Annotated in this window: 18 protein-coding genes; 7 read left to right on the top strand and 11 right to left on the bottom strand. The window is 35.0% G+C overall.

Annotated features, from left to right (window positions below):
* Positions 1–46 precede the first annotated feature (46 nt).
* The gene (locus C1H87_RS02430) at positions 47–916 is read right to left on the bottom strand and encodes a helix-turn-helix domain-containing protein (RefSeq protein WP_102754293.1); all 870 of its coding nucleotides are present in this window, start codon (positions 914–916) and stop codon (positions 47–49) included.
* A gap of 142 nt (positions 917–1,058) precedes the next feature.
* On the opposite strand from C1H87_RS02430, the gene C1H87_RS02425 reads away from it, so the two are divergent.
* Both C1H87_RS02425 and C1H87_RS02420 read left to right on the top strand, forming a co-directional pair.
* Positions 1,059–2,186 (top strand): acyl-CoA dehydrogenase family protein, encoded by a 1,128-nt coding sequence (locus C1H87_RS02425; RefSeq protein WP_102754292.1) that lies wholly within the window; start codon positions 1,059–1,061, stop codon positions 2,184–2,186.
* Between the two features lie 239 nt (positions 2,187–2,425).
* Complete coding sequence (locus C1H87_RS02420) at positions 2,426–2,941, top strand: hypothetical protein (RefSeq protein WP_102754291.1); 516 nt, start codon at positions 2,426–2,428, stop codon at positions 2,939–2,941.
* 18 nt (positions 2,942–2,959) lie between these two features.
* Here C1H87_RS02420 and moaA read toward each other — a convergent pair whose 3' ends face one another.
* The 10 genes from moaA to C1H87_RS02370 all read right to left on the bottom strand — a co-directional run bounded on the left by moaA (position 2,960) and on the right by C1H87_RS02370 (position 10,382).
* Positions 2,960–3,964, bottom strand: coding sequence for a GTP 3',8-cyclase MoaA (gene moaA, locus C1H87_RS02415; protein ID WP_102754290.1), 1,005 nt, complete (start codon positions 3,962–3,964; stop codon positions 2,960–2,962).
* Between the two features lie 103 nt (positions 3,965–4,067).
* On the bottom strand, positions 4,068–4,979 hold the full coding sequence (gene moaCB / locus C1H87_RS02410) for a bifunctional molybdenum cofactor biosynthesis protein MoaC/MoaB (RefSeq protein WP_102754289.1): 912 nt from the start codon (positions 4,977–4,979) through the stop codon (positions 4,068–4,070).
* A 79-nt stretch (positions 4,980–5,058) separates the two neighbouring features.
* Positions 5,059–5,424 (bottom strand): four helix bundle protein, encoded by a 366-nt coding sequence (locus tag C1H87_RS02405; RefSeq protein WP_102758149.1) that lies wholly within the window; start codon positions 5,422–5,424, stop codon positions 5,059–5,061.
* Between the two features lie 39 nt (positions 5,425–5,463).
* On the bottom strand, positions 5,464–5,907 hold the full coding sequence (locus tag C1H87_RS02400; RefSeq protein ID WP_199769324.1) for a molybdenum cofactor biosynthesis protein MoaE: 444 nt from the start codon (positions 5,905–5,907) through the stop codon (positions 5,464–5,466).
* A gap of 72 nt (positions 5,908–5,979) precedes the next feature.
* Positions 5,980–7,047, bottom strand: coding sequence for a HesA/MoeB/ThiF family protein (moeB, locus tag C1H87_RS02395; RefSeq protein ID WP_102754288.1), 1,068 nt, complete (start codon positions 7,045–7,047; stop codon positions 5,980–5,982).
* A 214-nt stretch (positions 7,048–7,261) separates the two neighbouring features.
* Positions 7,262–7,495, bottom strand: a complete 234-nt coding sequence (locus tag C1H87_RS02390; RefSeq protein WP_102754287.1) for a MoaD/ThiS family protein — start codon at positions 7,493–7,495, stop codon at positions 7,262–7,264.
* Positions 7,479–8,063 (bottom strand): molybdenum cofactor guanylyltransferase, encoded by a 585-nt coding sequence (gene mobA, locus C1H87_RS02385; RefSeq protein ID WP_158655102.1) that lies wholly within the window; start codon positions 8,061–8,063, stop codon positions 7,479–7,481. The genes C1H87_RS02390 and mobA overlap by 17 nt, the downstream gene beginning before the upstream one ends.
* 1 nt (position 8,064) lies before the next feature.
* On the bottom strand, positions 8,065–8,805 hold the full coding sequence (locus C1H87_RS02380; protein WP_102754285.1) for a sulfite exporter TauE/SafE family protein: 741 nt from the start codon (positions 8,803–8,805) through the stop codon (positions 8,065–8,067).
* Between the two features lie 50 nt (positions 8,806–8,855).
* Positions 8,856–9,194, bottom strand: a complete 339-nt coding sequence (locus C1H87_RS02375) for a winged helix-turn-helix domain-containing protein (protein ID WP_102754284.1) — start codon at positions 9,192–9,194, stop codon at positions 8,856–8,858.
* Positions 9,195–9,203: 9 nt separating this feature from the next.
* Positions 9,204–10,382 (bottom strand): molybdopterin molybdotransferase MoeA, encoded by a 1,179-nt coding sequence (locus C1H87_RS02370; RefSeq protein ID WP_102754283.1) that lies wholly within the window; start codon positions 10,380–10,382, stop codon positions 9,204–9,206.
* Between the two features lie 216 nt (positions 10,383–10,598).
* Between C1H87_RS02370 and C1H87_RS02365 the strand changes: the two genes are divergently transcribed.
* Genes C1H87_RS02365 through C1H87_RS02345 form a run of 5 tightly spaced genes read left to right on the top strand, consistent with a single transcriptional unit; the run spans position 10,599 to position 15,646 of the window.
* The gene (locus C1H87_RS02365) at positions 10,599–10,835 is read left to right on the top strand and encodes a hypothetical protein (RefSeq protein ID WP_102754282.1); all 237 of its coding nucleotides are present in this window, start codon (positions 10,599–10,601) and stop codon (positions 10,833–10,835) included.
* Between the two features lie 7 nt (positions 10,836–10,842).
* Positions 10,843–13,170: a molybdopterin-dependent oxidoreductase gene (locus C1H87_RS02360; RefSeq protein ID WP_102754281.1), complete on the top strand. Its 2,328-nt coding sequence runs from the start codon at positions 10,843–10,845 to the stop codon at positions 13,168–13,170.
* 2 nt (positions 13,171–13,172) lie between these two features.
* Positions 13,173–13,862: a multiheme c-type cytochrome gene (locus C1H87_RS02355; protein WP_102754280.1), complete on the top strand. Its 690-nt coding sequence runs from the start codon at positions 13,173–13,175 to the stop codon at positions 13,860–13,862.
* Positions 13,852–14,481, top strand: a complete 630-nt coding sequence (locus C1H87_RS02350; protein ID WP_102754279.1) for a cytochrome c3 family protein — start codon at positions 13,852–13,854, stop codon at positions 14,479–14,481. Before C1H87_RS02355 ends, C1H87_RS02350 begins: the two co-directional genes overlap by 11 nt.
* Positions 14,482–14,515: 34 nt before the next feature.
* Positions 14,516–15,646 (top strand): 4Fe-4S dicluster domain-containing protein, encoded by a 1,131-nt coding sequence (locus C1H87_RS02345; protein ID WP_102754278.1) that lies wholly within the window; start codon positions 14,516–14,518, stop codon positions 15,644–15,646.
* Positions 15,647–15,668 lie beyond the last annotated feature (22 nt).

Below are 15,668 nucleotides of genomic sequence, written 5' to 3'. Positions count from 1 at the left end.
TTCTTAAAAGTTCAACTTTGTTTCTGTAAAGTTCAGAGCTTAAAAACTATGGAGTAAGATGCATTTTTCTATATTGATTAGGAGGGTAACCAAATTTTTGTTTAAAACTGCTATTAAAATGAGACGTGTTTTTAAAACCACTTTCGTAACATACTTCATTAATATTTAACGTAGAGTTTTGAAGTAAGGTTTTGGCATAATCCAAACGTTGATTGTTTAACCACTTGCCTGGAGTTTCATTAAAATGTTCCTTAAAGTCTCTTTTAAACGAAGACAGACTTCTGCCGCACAAGCGCGCAAAATCTTCTAATTGCAAATCAAAATGAAAGTTTTTCATCATAATGTCATTAATATTTGTTTTTTCAACTTGTTTAAGAGAATTAAAAAAACAAACCAGATCATTGTTAGATGGATTTAGAGCAATATTAAAAAGTAACTCATTAAACTTAATTTCAACTAAATCTTTAGGAATTTTATCTCCCATGCTAAAATAATTGAATACAGAAAGAAACAGGGAGTTTAAGGACGTGGTAACATCAATAGGAAAGATTAAACTATTAGCCTGTTCGGCTTTTTTTTGTTTGATTAATGCCTCATTTTTTGTTATAAACCGCCTAATAAAGTCTTCGGTTATAAAAAACAAAATGGTGCAGTAGTCATCCTCAAAGTATTGTTTGGTATTGTAAACACCTTTCCTAACAAAAAGCGCATCACCAGATGTTATAGCATAGGTTTTATTTACCGAGGTCCAATCCTTTTTACCACTAATTACATAAGTTATAAAAGGGGTATCTGTCCATAATTTAAATTTTTCTACGTCAATAGGGCATTTGTATTCAACAAATAAATAGTCGTTACCTATAAGCTTGTTGTATTTAGGCTGGTTTAAGAAAAACTTGTAAACATCTAATAGCATATGTTACAAATTTAATAAATATTGCCTTAAGTTCCTCTTTGAAAGGAATTTGAACCTAAAAATAAACTTATTGAACTTTTTAGAAAACTTACTTCTTTTTTTCAGAATGATATTTGCAATGTTAATTTAAAATATATACATCATGGAAATATTGGAGCAACCTAAAATTGATTATTCAAAGTTAATTCACGAACTGGGAAAGTCGTTTGCAGAACGAGCAAAAGTACATGACGAAGAAGGCTCGTTTGTACACCGTAATTATGAATCGTTGAAGGCGCATAATTTGTTTTCTGTTATGATTCCTAAAGAACTTAATGGAGGAGGAGCAACACATTCAGAAGTGTGTGAGCTTATAAAAATTATGGCAGGTTATTGCGCCTCTACAGCTTTAGCTTTCGCCATGCATCAGCACTTAATAGCGGCATCTGTATGGAAATACAAGCATAAAGGCGTAGGGGAAGCGATGCTAAAAAATGTGGTTAAACATCAATTGGTGTTAGTGAGTACTGGGGCTAGAGACTGGTTAGGCTCTAATGGCGAGATGAAAAAAGTTGATGACGGGTATCTCTTTAGTGCCAAAAAGCATTTTGCAAGTCAATCTGTTGTCGGAGATATTGCTGTAACGAGCGCACCATTTTTAAATGAACAAGGCGAATGGAAAGTATTGCATTTTCCAGTTAAATTGAATACAGAAGGTGTATCGACTTTAGATGATTGGGACGTTATGGGGATGCGAGGAACAGGATCTCAAAGTCTTGTTTTTGAAGAGGTATTTGTTCCGGAAACTGCTATAGCGTTAGAAAGGGATAGGGATATATTTCACCCAGTTTGGAATGTTGTTTTAACAGTGGCCATGCCGTTGATTATGTCGGTATACGTAGGTATAGCAGAAAAAGCTATGGAGATAGCAGTAACAAAAGGAAAAACATACCAAAGAAATCAAGAGCATATAAAGTATATAATAGGTAAGCTTTACAACAAATTTATTCAGGCAGAAATGCAGTGGCGTGCCATGTTAGAAATAGCAAACGACTTTGAGTTTACAATAGATCAGGATAACTCGGTAGATATTTTAAGCTTAAAAAGTAATATAGCTGATGCTTGTATTGAAACAGTAAGCGAGGCTATGGATGCTATTGGAGGGCAAAGTTTTTATAAATCGGTGGCGTTGGAAAGGCTCTTTAGAGATGTACAGGCAGCTAAGTTCCATCCGCTACCAAAATGGAACCAATATGCATTTACGGGAGAAAAGTTATTGAATAATAGTTAGGCTTAAACTAAAAACAGCAATTAGTATTATAATTACCCGCTTTAAAGTATGATTAGTCTAACTGCCAATAGTAATCATACTTCTATTATTGTTATTTCTTTCAATAAAAAGTTTGTAACTAATTAACTCTATACATTTGGTAGTACGCTTCCTAAATGCAACTTGACAGTTGTTTCCGATGAATTATTGCTTTACATTTGAAACCTTATTATTCAAGTTTTATGGTTAATATACAATAGATGAAAACCATTTTTTTAGCGCTTATATGGTTTGTTTCTTTTTTTTGCTTTTCTCAAGACTATGAGAATGGAAGTGTTGATTTTGGTTTGGGTGCTGCAATTAGTGTCGGCTTGCAGGAAGAAGTAGGTTTTGATATTAGACTTCAGTATCAACCTTCAATAAAAAAAAGAACTTATATAGCTGAGTATAATCGATTTTTTATAAAAGAATTCGAAAATACAGAAGTTTATAATGAGTTTGGCGTTACCTATAATATACGTTTGATGCATTGGGAAGCATTAAGTATAACTGGGGGCGTTGGATATATTGTAAACGACTATAAAGTATTAAGTAGAGCGGAAGACACCTCTTCATTCTTTTTCTCTACAGGTAGTTTTAATCATGCTGCCGCACTTAAATTTAGAGGATTGTATCATATAAATCCGATACAAGTGTTTGTAGAGCTTAACCTAAAGAGTTTTGGCAAACGATATGATACACTTATTTTTGGGCTTACATATTCTCTAGGGGTTTAGCTTTGATGTAATAACCCCTTACCCTCCAATAGTAATCATACTTCTGTTCTTGGAGTGCAATTTTGGTTCTTGTAATTTTTTTAAAGTATCCATACCTCCACGGACTTTAAATTTAGCTTGTATGGCCTTTTGAATGATTGGTTCAATAGGTTTGCCAGATCGAAGCGTAGTCAGTAAATCAGATTCTGTAGATGAGAACAAACAGTTTTTTAGTTGTCCGTTTGCAGTCAGTCTAAGTCTGTTACAGGAATCGCAAAACGGGTTAGTAACCGAACTTATAATAGCAAAGGAGCCTTTGTAGCCTTTTATTTTATAGTTTTTCGAGGTATCGTTTGGTGCATCCTGTAAACGTTCTATCTCAGTTTCGGGAAAAGCTTCGTTTACATGCTGCATGACTTGTTTATAAGATATCATTTTACTCATATCCCATTTGTTCCCATCAAAAGGCATGAATTCAATAAATCGAACGGAAATAGGTAAGTCTTTGGTGAAATTTATAAAATCTATAATTTCATCATCATTAAAATTTTTCATTAAAACGGCATTTAGCTTAACAGTAAAGCCTTCCTTTATTAATAATAAAATATTGTTATAAACCCTTTTAAACTCATGTCTTCTTGTAATGTGTTTAAACTTGTTTTCATCTAAAGAATCTAAACTCACATTAATTTTATTAACACCATAAGCTTTTAAAACGTCAATGAATTTATCAATAATAACAGCATTGGATGTAATGGATAACTCCACAGGTAGCGTTGCCAGTTTTTCTAAAATAACAGGAATATCCTTTCTAACCAAAGGTTCTCCACCGGTTAGCCTGATTTTGGTAACACCATGATCTACAAAGGTTTTAGCGATTTCGTAAATTTCTTCGTAAGTCATTAAATGACTTTTAGGTGATAGTGGTACACCTTCCTCGGGCATGCAATAAGAACAACGTAAATTGCATCGCTCTGTTAAAGAGATACGCAAATACGTGTGGTCTCTACCGTGTGAATCTTGTAATATTTTTTTATCTTTCATTTTAAATCCTATAATTATTAAGCGATCTAAAAAAGTCAATATGACGTAAAACTTACTTTTTCAGACACCTTCCGAATTGCTATTTTGCAATTTAGGGAGGTGCTTAATCGTGCCTTGCACCTTTTAATATTCTAAAAATATGTAGTACCGATGGAAATATAGCATCCATCGACTCTTTTGCTCCGTTTGTTGAACCTGGAAGCGCTAATACTAATGTGTCGTTTATCGTTCCAGCAACACTTCTGGATAGCATTGAAAATGGGGTTCTATCTTGTCCGTAGTTGCGAATAGCCTCTTCTATACCGGGAATCCTCCTGTCTAAAAGCGGTATGATGGCTTCCGGAGTAACATCCCTAACAGAAAGTCCAGTACCTCCCGTATAAATAATTAAATCAACATTTTGTTCCTGATAGCTTTTTGCTTTCTCTTGAATGATTTCTTTTTCATCTGGAATAATGATGTAATCTTCAATTGTTACATCACTGTCCTCTAATTTCTTTATAATAGCTTTCCCAGCTTTGTCCTCTTTATGTCCTGCCGAAATCGTATCAGAGCACACAATCACAGCTGCTTTTAAATCTTTTCTAAAACGATCTCTAAAATCGGATTTTCCACCTTTTTTATTGAGTAGTTTTATTTCATGTATTTCGATACCCTTATCAATAGGCTTTAGCATATCGTACATGTTTAAGGCTACAACACTGGCACCATGCATGGCTTCAACTTCAACACCTGTTTTATAGATAGTTTTTACTGTGAATAATACCGTTATTTCTAATCCGTTTATTTCATATTCAACACCCGTAAATTCAATAGGTAAGGGGTGACAGTCTGGAAGAATGTCTGGTGTGCGTTTTACGCCTAATAATCCTGCCGCTTTGCTCATGGCAAATACGTTGCCTTTAGGTACGGTACCGTTTTTAATAGCTTGTATTGTTTCTGGTTTACTAACTTTTACTATAGCTTGAGCTACTGCGGTTCTTAGGGTTGTGCTTTTATGTGTGATGTCTACCATTTTTTGTTGATTTGTTAAATCGTTAAATCGTTAAATCGTTAAATCGTTAAATCGTTAAATCGTTAAATCGTTTAGTTGTTTAATTGTTTAATTGTGATTTTCGTAATGCATTTAGTTTATTGGAAATTTTTTCAATTTCTACTCTAATGGTTTGATAATTATTTTCATCAATAAAATTTAATTCTTTAGCTATTATAATTTGATTTAAAACTTCCATCAACGAACTAAAAGCAATTGTGGTGAAATGGGCTTTATCTTTGTTAGTATTCCTTGAAGTGCCTTCAGCTATATTTGAAGCTATAGATACTGATGCCCTTCTCAATTGATTTGTTAATCCAAATTTTTCTTCAGATGGGAAGTTCTTAGTCTCTGAATAAATTAATTTCACCAATTCTTTTGAGTCAACCCAAACATTTAATTTTTCAAATGAAAATGTGTATGCCATATTTTTATTAAACAGTTTTACAATTAAACAATTAAACAATTAACTATTAACTTTCCACTGATGCGATTCGTCCTCAAACATTTCCTTTCCAAATACCGGAACATCTGCTTTTATGGCTTCAACAATAAATTCTAAAGCTTCAAAAACTACTTTGCGTCTTGGTGATGATACGAATACGAATAAGCAAATTTCACCAGCTTTTACTGTTCCTGAACTATGATATATGTGCATGCAGGTTAATTCGAATTTTTCAAAAGCAGCTTCTCTAATTTCATGAAACTTGGCATTTGCCATATCCTCATAAGCGGTATACTCTATAGCGGAAACTGTTTTGTTGTCTATAACATCAGCACGTACCTGTCCTAAGAAAATGTTGTGAGCGCCTATGCTTGTTTTAGTTTGGTGTTTATAAATAGATTCTCCAATAAATTCTGAAGAAATAGCGCCTTGTCTGAATACGTTTTTTATTTTTTTATCTGCCATTTTTTTGTGTTTTTGTGTTTCGCAGACCTGTCAGGTTTAAAAAACCTGACAGGTCTGATAGATGATTCTTTCTTATTTTATTAATTCAAGTATCTCCGGAGCCCCTTCAATAATGCTATAGCAATTGTTTATTTCAAAATCGTTTAACATTGAAACAGCTCGTTTGCTCCTTATTCCGGACTGACAAAAGATTGCTTTTTTCTTTTCCGGATTAATTTTATTTAACTGCGATTCTAATTCACTTAATGGAATGTACGTGACTTCTAAACCTTCAACTTTAGGCGTTTCATGGGGTTCACGAACATCTATAATTTGAATATTGGTTTGATCAATAACTTCTTTTATTGAAATCAGACCATGATTTACTTCGCAAAGTTCTTCAACATATTGAGTATGAAAACTATCTTTCTTCTTTAAAACAGTTTCAATTTCTGATGATGATCTGTTTATTTTTAATGTGATGGTTTGATTGTTAAGCGCATTGTAGCAAAGTAGCTCACCGGAGAGCGGCTTACCAAGCCCTAGTACAACTTTTAGAACTTCATTAGCTTGCATACTTCCAACAATGCCCGGCAATACGCCTAAAACACCTATTTCGGAACAATTAGGAACAGTCCCTTTTTCTGGTGGAGTAGGAAACAGGCAACGATAGCTTGGACCATTATTATAATTAAATACAGAAATCTGACCTTCAAACTTGTAAATAGATCCGAATACCAGTGGTTTGTTGGTTATAACCGAAGCATCGTTAACCAAATAGCGTGTGGAGAAATTATCGGTTCCATCAACAATAACATCATATTGATTAAATAAATCGATGGCATTTTTATGGGTTAACTTTTCTGGGTAAGCGATTATGGAAATACTATCGTTTAAATCTTCCAAACGTTTTTTTGCTGCTTCTGCTTTATTTTCTCCTAATGACGATGTGCCAAACAACACCTGACGTTGTAAATTGGATAGTTCAACCACATCGAAGTCTACAATACCTAGTGTGCCAATACCGGCAGCAGTTAGGTATTGTAAAACAGGGCAGCCTAAACCACCTGCTCCAATAACCAATACTTTGGCTTTAGAAAGTTTGTCTTGACCTTCCTGTCCGATTTCTGATAAAATTATATGTCTGCTATATCTACTCATTCCCGTGTAGGCAAGAATCTCATCCTGCCATTTGTTATTTTGTTTTCTATTTTATAGTTCTCGATACACCGCGCTACTAGCATTGACGTCACTTGTAAGTTTCTTTTATACAAGCAATTAATCTATGTCCGGTCGAGCGCAGTCGAGACCTTCTTAAAACCTCTCGATTTTAGTTTATGCTTCGGCTACGCTCAGTACAAGTAGGTCGAAATGACTAACCTCCTGCAAAAGGCGGTAATAATGCAATCTCATTCCCTGAAACTACGGTTTCTAAATTCACCAGTTCCTGATTTTGCGCCACTTTAAAATCCTTATCCTTTAACAGGTTGTACTTTCCATAAAGCTGTTCTATAAGCTCAGAAATCAAACCTCCCGAAAACTCTAAAGATTCTTCTTCTTGCTGAGTCACCTCTGCTATTTGCCCGAAATATTTAATGGTTATGAGCATGTTCCAATTGTTTTAATTCTTCTTTTGTATTCACGTTCATGGTTGTGTTATAATCCTTTGATTCCAAAGGAATATTTTTAACACGGCATTGATTAACAGCCACGCGTAAACGTCTTTCGTCTTTCTTTAATAGCTCATTAAAAACTATGTGACATTGTTTTTTATATAATGCTATTAGTGGCATTGTTTTTCCGTTACTTTCTATTTGAATAATATCAGCATCCGTATCTCTATTTACTATAAGTTTTTCCAGTACTTCGGTTTTAATTAACGGGATATCACAGCTTAAAACCAGATTGTAATCGGTTTTAGATGCTTCTAATCCAGAACATATTCCAGCTACTGGTCCGGCATCTTTTATGATGTCTGTTACTCTTTCGTAGCCTAAAACATTATAATCCGGATTATCCGAAACGATTATTATTTCAGACACTAAAGGAGTTAAGGCATCAATACTATGTTGTATAAAAGGCTTCTCATTTAATGTTAAAAAACCTTTATCTGTACCCATTCTGGAGCTTTTTCCTCCCGCCAAAATGATACCTGTTATGTTTTTTTTGTCTATCATTTTAAGTGAAAAATAATTTAACACAAGCAATCATTAATACGAAAGCCAAAATGTATTGTAAATTTTTATTGTTTATTTTTTTGCTACCATAATAGCCACCTAAAACCCCACCAATTAAAGCGATGACAACTAACAAAAAGGATGCTTTTTCTATGGAAACCCCACTACTTAATTGGCCTATTAAACCAGATGCAGAATTTACCCAAATAAATAGAGCAGAAACGGCTGCGGCTTCTTTCATCTTGCCCCAATGCAGTAATAAAATAATAGGTGTTAAAATAATACCGCCACCTATGCCGATGAGTCCTGAGAAGAACCCGATAACACCTCCAACAACAAGCCCTTGCCAAAGCTTTATGTCTCTGATAGAAGTGTTTTCTTTACCAAAAACATTAAGCATTTTTAATATGGCAAAAATTAATAGAACAGCTAATATCTTTTTATATATGGAGGCATCTACTTCAATCATACCGCCTATAAAGGCTAGTGGTATTGAGGCAATTGCAAACGATAAGAATAGTTTTTTGTTAAAAAAACCTTCTTTATAATAATAGTAAAACGATATACCAGCAACAAATAAGTTTAGCAATAGGGCAGTGGGTTTCATACTTTCTGGAGCAAAAGAAAACAACGCCATCAGAGCCAAATACCCGCTAGCACCACCATGCCCCACACTAGAATACAAAAACGATACTACGGGAAGTATGATTAAAAAGATGTATATGTTTTCTGTTTGTAACATTTGTTGTTTTTGGTATTCTGTATTCAGTGGTTGGTGTTTGGAATTTATATTCAGAGTCTTTCAATCTTAGCCAATTGCTTATCTAAAAAATCCCAACAATTCTTGTTAATCTCATCAAAAGCATTAATTAGTGACTGTCCGTATTCAGTAAGTTCGGCACCGCCGCCGCCTTTACCACCAATACTATTTATAGTTACAGGCTTTTTTGCAGATTTATTCACAGAATCGATAAGTTGCCATGCCTTTTTGTAGGATATGTTTAAAGATTTTGCTGCCTTTGAGAGTGAGCCTTCCTTTTGTATAGCTTTTAATAAATGTACACGACCTTCTCCCAGCAGTACGTTGTCTTCAGATTCAATCCATATTCTACTTTTTATTTTATAGCTCATAATCTTAGTTTATACTGGTAATACAATAACCTCTAATTCGTCATTTAAATTAATGATAGAAACATCTTCAGGAACAAAAACCAACGCATTTGAAAGCGCAAATGTTTGTAACATGGATGAGTTTTGTCCTTCTAATATTTCAACTTGATTATCATTATATATCGCTTTTAAAAACTGTGGTCTATCACCTCGTTTCACAAATTCAGACATAGACTTTGCTTTAATACGAGGTAATTCGATCGTATTGTAGTTCATCATTTTTTGTAGCGCGATATACACATAAGCATAGAAACAAGATAATGCAGCAGCCGGATTACCTGGCAGAGCAAATATGGCTGTGTCTTCTTTTTTTCCAAAGAATAAAGGCTTTCCTGGCTTTTGCTTTACTTTGTAAAATACCTCTTTTACTTGCAATTCTTTAAGCGCTTTGCCAACAAAATCGTAGTCACCAACCGAAATTCCACCCGTAACTATTACCAGGTCATTATTATTGATAACAGTTTCGAGTTTGTTTTTTGTTTTGATGTAATCGTCTTCAACTTTATGAATAGTAACATCGTAAAATTTAAGATTATATAAAGCATTTAAAAGCATTTTCGAGTTACTTTCGTATATTTTGCCATAAGCTAATGGTTCGCCGGCTTCAATAAGTTCATTCCCAGTAGTAATTAATGCAACAGAAGGTTTTTTGTAAACAGCAGCCTCGGTAATTCCTAATGATGTTAAATAACCAATGGCAGCGGGTGTTAATTTAGTACCTTTTTTTAAAGCAATGTCTCCAGTTTTAACTTGTTCTCCCATCGGTCTAATATTATGACCTATAGGCACATCATTTTCTATAGTTATTTTAGAGCCATTAGTAGCAACTTTTTCCTGCATCATAACAGTATTAGCAGTTTCAGGAACCGGAGCTCCTGTAAATATTCTAACTGCATCTCCTGGCTTTAAAGTAGGCTGATGATTATCACCTGCTTTTACTTCTCCTATTAATGTATACGATAAATCATTATGTAAGTTTAAAGCATAACCATCCATTGCCGATTGCCTAAAAGGAGGCATGTTTATTGGTGAAGCAATATCTTTAGACAACTGGTAGCCACCACATCTTTCTAAAGGTTTAATAGCTTCTTTTAAAAGCGGACTAATATTTATTTTAACAGCATTTAAAGCTTCATTAATAGTTATCATGTACTATAGCGTTATGTTCTGGCAAATATAACGATTCTGCTTTTTATTTGTGTATGATATTTATCAGTTTTTTTCATATCTTTAAAAGGATCCGAAGGAAGACTTATTTAGATTAAGTATAAATTACTTCACCCCATCTTTTCTATGATATTTATCAGTTTTTGTATCTCCTAATTAAGATATTTTTATCTTTTATAAAACCTAACCAAAATTATTATGCCTATAAAAAGTTATTTAGCGCATCCCCAAGAAGGTAAAAAAGATGACCTTATAAAAGCATTGTCAACATTAAAAGAATGTGAGGTTACGCCAGCTACTAACGAAGATGTTTTGGTGGTAGTAACAGATACTCCAGATGATGCTTCCGATAAAATCCTCAAAGAAAAAATAGAAAAAATAGATAGCCTAAAATTGTTAGCAATGGTTTCAGGTTTTAATAGTCCACAAAATTAACAAGCATATGTACAATTCATTATCAAACAGAAGAAGTTTTATAAAAAAGATGGCAGCGCTATCTGCTATGACGGCAGCGGCAACAATGTTTCCTGGAATATTATTTGCTAGTGAACAGGAGGAAGGTATCCCCGATGGTGCAAATCTAGATTGGAAAAAAGGTCCTTGTAGATTTTGTGGTGTAGGATGTGGTATTTTAGTAGGAACCGAAAACGGAAAAGCAGTAGCGGTAAAAGGAGATCCTAATTGTGACGTAAACAAAGGATTACTTTGTGTAAAGGGCTATCATCAAATAATGTGTACTCAAGCCAAAGATAGATTAACACATGCTCTGGTTAAGAAAAATGGAAGATACGTACAAACACCATTGAATGAAGCGCTAGATCTTGTTGCTAGCAAAATGAAAGAAACCATTGAGAAACATGGTAAAGATTCTGTAGCCATGTATACTTCTGGTCAATCTACTATTCCAGAAGGATATGTAGCTTCTAAATTAATGAAAGGCGCTATCGGTACTAATAACCTGGATTGTAACGCCCGTTTATGTATGGCAAGTGCGGTGGCAGGGTTTTTAACCACTTTTGGGGCAGATGAACCGATGGGATGTTATGAAGATATAGACTACGCGGATTATTTTATTACCTGGGGAAATAATATGGCAGAAATGCATCCCGTATTATTCTCAAGAATGCTGGAACAAAAAAATAGGAGAGGTGCAAAAATTATAGATTTCGCCACCAGAACAACGCGTTCCAGTACAGCATCTAATAAATCAATCTTATTCGAACCTCAAACAGACTTAGCTGTTGCTAATGCTATTTGTTATGAGATTATTAATAATGGTTGGGTAAACAAATCATTCGTAGAAAACCATGTGAGTTTTAATAAAGGACTAACAAACATGGGATATGGAGTAGAAGATAAATTTAAGTTTAAAGATAAGCCTACTAAAATAGATTTTGAAGCTTATAAAGAATTCTTAAACGATTATACGCCAGAGAAAGTAGCAAAATACTCTAAAGTATCTGTAAAGGATATTAAATATTTAGCTGCTATTTATGGCGATCCTAATAAAAAGGTAGTGTCTTACTGGTGTATGGGTATGAACCAGCACACCAGAGGTACCTGGATGAATAATTTAGTGTATAACATCCACTTATTAACAGGTAAAATTTCACAACCAGGAAACGGACCATTCTCTTTAACAGGTCAGCCTTCTGCTTGTGGTACGGCCAGAGAGGTAGGAACCTTTACTCATAAATTACCAAAAGGTGTTGTAATGAATGAAAAACACCGACGTTTGGCAGCTAAGATATGGAAAGTCCCTTATGAAAGAATCCCTGCTAAACCTACATACCATGCCACGGAAATGTTTAGGGCAGTAGATCGCGGAGATATTAAATTTATTTGGACACAAGTTACAAATCCATTAGTGTCATTACCAAAAACAAGTCGTTACCGTCCGGGAATGGAGAAAGAATCTTGTTTTGTTGTAGTTTCAGATGTGTTTCCAACACCAACATCGGATGTAGCCGATGTTATATTACCAGCATCCTGGCATATTGAAAAAAGTGGATTATACGGAAATTCAGAACGTAGAACACAACACTGGGATAAAATGGTTGATGGACCGGGAGAAACAACCCCTGATGCATGGATGACTATTGAGGTGGCAAAACGTATGGGATTCGGTGATTTATTTCCTTACAGTGAAGAAAATCACGTAGAAGAAATTTACAAAGAATACACTCAATTTCATGAAGGCGCAAAACATGGTATGGCACCTTTAGAAGTTCTTAAAAAGGAATCTGGGGCTATTTGGCCTTATGTAAATGGAAAATCAACGCAATGGCGTTTTAATGCTAAATATGATCCTGCTTGTAGTAACGATAAAGATTTCCATTTTTATGGAAAACCAGACGGGAAGGCTGTTATTTGGCAACGTCCGTATGAGCCTGCAGCAGAATCTCCAGATGCAGAATATCCATTCTGGTTAAATACGGGTCGTGTTATAGAACATTGGCACACAGGTTCCATGACCCGTAGAATTCCAGTACTACACAAAGCTATGCCCGCTGCCTATATAGAGTTCCATCCAGATGATGCCAAAAGTCTGGGAATTAGAAATGGAGAAAAGGTAAAGGTAAGTTCCAGAAGAGGCTCATGTGTATTGCCAGCTTCAATAAACGAAAGAGGATTGCCAACCAAAGGACAGGTTTTTGTGCCTTTCTTTGATGAAAACATGTTAATTAACGATGTTACGCTGGATGCTTTCTGTCCGATTTCAAAAGAACCGGACTTTAAAAAATGTGCTGTTAAAGTCGAAAAAGCATAACAATGAAAAAAAGACTAGGTATCATATCGTTATTTGTAATTCTATTCATAGCCTTTATTGTGGTTTGGAATTACAGTTATCAAATAGGTCTTGAAGACGCCTATATTCCCATTGAAAACAGTAATGTATCTGCTATTCCTTCAGAGTCAGGAGTTTTCAAACGTTCCCAACATGCTATAGATTATAGCAATATGCCAGTAGACAAGAACCATGAAAGGTCATTAAATACATATTACAAAAACAGAGCTTATCACGGTGCGCCACCCAGTATTCCTCATCCGGTAGATGAGCATCAAAACATGGGAGGGCAAAGCTGTTTAAAATGTCATGAAAATGGCGGGTTTACTGAAAAATTCAAAGCCTATGCACCCGTAACGCCGCATCCGGAACTGGTAAACTGCAAACAATGTCATGTAGAGCAAAATACGCAATCATTATTCAAGTCGGGTACTTATGCAAGTGTTGTGGCTCCTAAAGCAGGTGTTAATAATGCTTTACTAGGAAGCCCTCCAATGATTCCACATCAAATTCAATTGCGGGAAAATTGCTTGTCTTGTCATGCAGGACCAAGTGCTCCAAGAGAAATAAGAGTGTCGCATCCAGAACGTGTTAATTGCAGACAATGTCATGTGCCAAACACAGATGAGATGACAGCAGTAGCAACATTTAAAAGAGCTGGTAATGAAGAATAATATAAATAGTATGAATAAAATAGTTTGTTTATCGTTTTTATTACTTGCGTTTTTTTCCTGTAAGCACCATGAAAGCGAATATCACAGCATTACAGATAAAATTGAAGCAGAAAGCAAAGATTATAAAGGTACTTCAATATCATCTGAAGCCTATATAGGTGATATAAAAACCATTGAAGTTACCGAAGGCGAACACACCTTTTTAATTCCAGAGCGAAAAAGTCAGATAAAATCCTATAACTGTACCGAGTGTCATACGAAACCCGTATCGCAAATGCATAGTAAAGATATTAAAAAAGCGCACTGGGATATTAAATTAGATCATGCCAATGCGAACACCATGAACTGTATTACTTGCCACGACGGAAGTAATATGGATAATTTAACCAGTTTAACAGGGAATACTATAGATTTTAATAGAAGTTATAATCTGTGTAACCAATGCCACACCAAACAATTTGAAGATTGGAAAGGCGGTGCACATGGTAAACGTATTGGAGGATGGGCACCACCAAGAGCATCTATGACCTGTGTGAATTGTCACGATCCACACAAACCTCATTTCGAGTCGAGGTGGCCGGCACGTTTTAATACCCAAAAAGTAAAAGAAAGAAATTAGTAAACACCATTTATGGCATTAATAATATTTAGGTATGAGTGATAATAACAAAAAATGGTTTTCATTAAATCTTGGTAGGAAGACAAAAGAAGCTTCAGGCTCTTGTAGTTGTGGAAAAACTTCAGGAGGTTGTGGTTCGGCATCAGATTCTCTCCATCATATGACGGATGAAGAATTTACCACTGCTGCAATAAACGCTTCTATTGGAGAAGAAAGAACCAAAGATGGGTTCGACCAGGTTTTTGATGTAAAAATGGACAGACGCTCCGCTTTTAAAAAGTTAACAGCAAGTTTACTAATTGGAGCAGGTGCGGTAAGTACGTCCTGCAATGTAATTAGTGGAGATGAAAGTAAAGAAAAAGCACAAATAGATTGGGAAGAACAATTTAAAGGAAACTATAAATTGATGACCGATGAAGAAAAAGGAGCAACTGTAGATAGATTGGTGCGTTCGTATCAATTAAGAACAGGAAAAACCATTAATATGTCTTCTAAAAATGCAGAAGAAGATGTGTTGTTTGGTTATGCTTTTAATATTTCGAAATGTCAAGGGTACATGGATTGTGTAAATGCTTGTGTTGAGGAAAATAACCAAGACAGAAACTCACAGATGCAATACATTAGAATTCATGAAATGAAAGATGGTAAAGGTTTCAATTTTAATGAAGCTGATGACAATTACTATCATGAAGTACCGGCACAAGGGCATTTTTATATGGGAACACAATGTTTCCATTGCGATAATCCACCATGTGTAGAAGTATGTCCCGTGCAAGCAACCTGGAGAGAAGATGATGGTTTGGTAGTAGTAGACTACGATTGGTGCGTAGGTTGTAGATATTGCATGGCTGCATGTCCTTATGATGGCAGGCGTTTTAACTGGAGCAAACCAGAAGTGCCAGAAGCAGAGATTAATAAAAATCAACATTACTTAGGAAACCGTATGCGTAAGAAAGGAGTCATGGAAAAATGCACTTTCTGTGTACAACGATCTAGAGCTGGTAAAAATCCGGCTTGTGTTGAAGCTTGCCCTACTGGTGCCCGTATTTTTGGTAACCTGTTAGACCCAAATAGTACCATTAGATGGGTTTTAGAGAACAAGAAAGTATTTAGATTAAAAGAGGATTTAGGTACAGAACCTAAGTTCTGGTATTTCATGGACTAACATCATTTAAGTTAGACAGATA

This window comes from Flavivirga eckloniae (assembly GCF_002886045.1).
Lineage (GTDB): Bacteria > Bacteroidota > Bacteroidia > Flavobacteriales > Flavobacteriaceae > Flavivirga > Flavivirga eckloniae.
This window is presented reverse-complemented; position numbering and strand designations above follow the sequence as displayed.

Bases quoted from the DNA above. Each gene is read 5' to 3' on its own strand.
- C1H87_RS02430 (WP_102754293.1), bottom strand. From the start codon at position 916: ATGCTATTAGATGTTTACAAGTTTTTCTTAAACCAGCCTAAATACAAC.
- C1H87_RS02425 (WP_102754292.1), top strand. From the start codon at position 1,059: ATGGAAATATTGGAGCAACCTAAAATTGATTATTCAAAGTTAATTCAC.
- C1H87_RS02420 (WP_102754291.1), top strand. From the start codon at position 2,426: ATGAAAACCATTTTTTTAGCGCTTATATGGTTTGTTTCTTTTTTTTGC.
- moaA (WP_102754290.1), bottom strand. From the start codon at position 3,964: ATGAAAGATAAAAAAATATTACAAGATTCACACGGTAGAGACCACACG.
- moaCB (WP_102754289.1), bottom strand. From the start codon at position 4,979: ATGGTAGACATCACACATAAAAGCACAACCCTAAGAACCGCAGTAGCT.
- C1H87_RS02405 (WP_102758149.1), bottom strand. From the start codon at position 5,424: ATGGCATACACATTTTCATTTGAAAAATTAAATGTTTGGGTTGACTCA.
- C1H87_RS02400 (WP_199769324.1), bottom strand. From the start codon at position 5,907: ATGGCAGATAAAAAAATAAAAAACGTATTCAGACAAGGCGCTATTTCT.
- moeB (WP_102754288.1), bottom strand. From the start codon at position 7,047: ATGAGTAGATATAGCAGACATATAATTTTATCAGAAATCGGACAGGAA.
- C1H87_RS02390 (WP_102754287.1), bottom strand. From the start codon at position 7,495: ATGCTCATAACCATTAAATATTTCGGGCAAATAGCAGAGGTGACTCAG.
- mobA (WP_158655102.1), bottom strand. From the start codon at position 8,063: ATGATAGACAAAAAAAACATAACAGGTATCATTTTGGCGGGAGGAAAA.
- C1H87_RS02380 (WP_102754285.1), bottom strand. From the start codon at position 8,805: ATGTTACAAACAGAAAACATATACATCTTTTTAATCATACTTCCCGTA.
- C1H87_RS02375 (WP_102754284.1), bottom strand. From the start codon at position 9,194: ATGAGCTATAAAATAAAAAGTAGAATATGGATTGAATCTGAAGACAAC.
- C1H87_RS02370 (WP_102754283.1), bottom strand. From the start codon at position 10,382: ATGATAACTATTAATGAAGCTTTAAATGCTGTTAAAATAAATATTAGT.
- C1H87_RS02365 (WP_102754282.1), top strand. From the start codon at position 10,599: ATGCCTATAAAAAGTTATTTAGCGCATCCCCAAGAAGGTAAAAAAGAT.
- C1H87_RS02360 (WP_102754281.1), top strand. From the start codon at position 10,843: ATGTACAATTCATTATCAAACAGAAGAAGTTTTATAAAAAAGATGGCA.
- C1H87_RS02355 (WP_102754280.1), top strand. From the start codon at position 13,173: ATGAAAAAAAGACTAGGTATCATATCGTTATTTGTAATTCTATTCATA.
- C1H87_RS02350 (WP_102754279.1), top strand. From the start codon at position 13,852: ATGAAGAATAATATAAATAGTATGAATAAAATAGTTTGTTTATCGTTT.
- C1H87_RS02345 (WP_102754278.1), top strand. From the start codon at position 14,516: ATGAGTGATAATAACAAAAAATGGTTTTCATTAAATCTTGGTAGGAAG.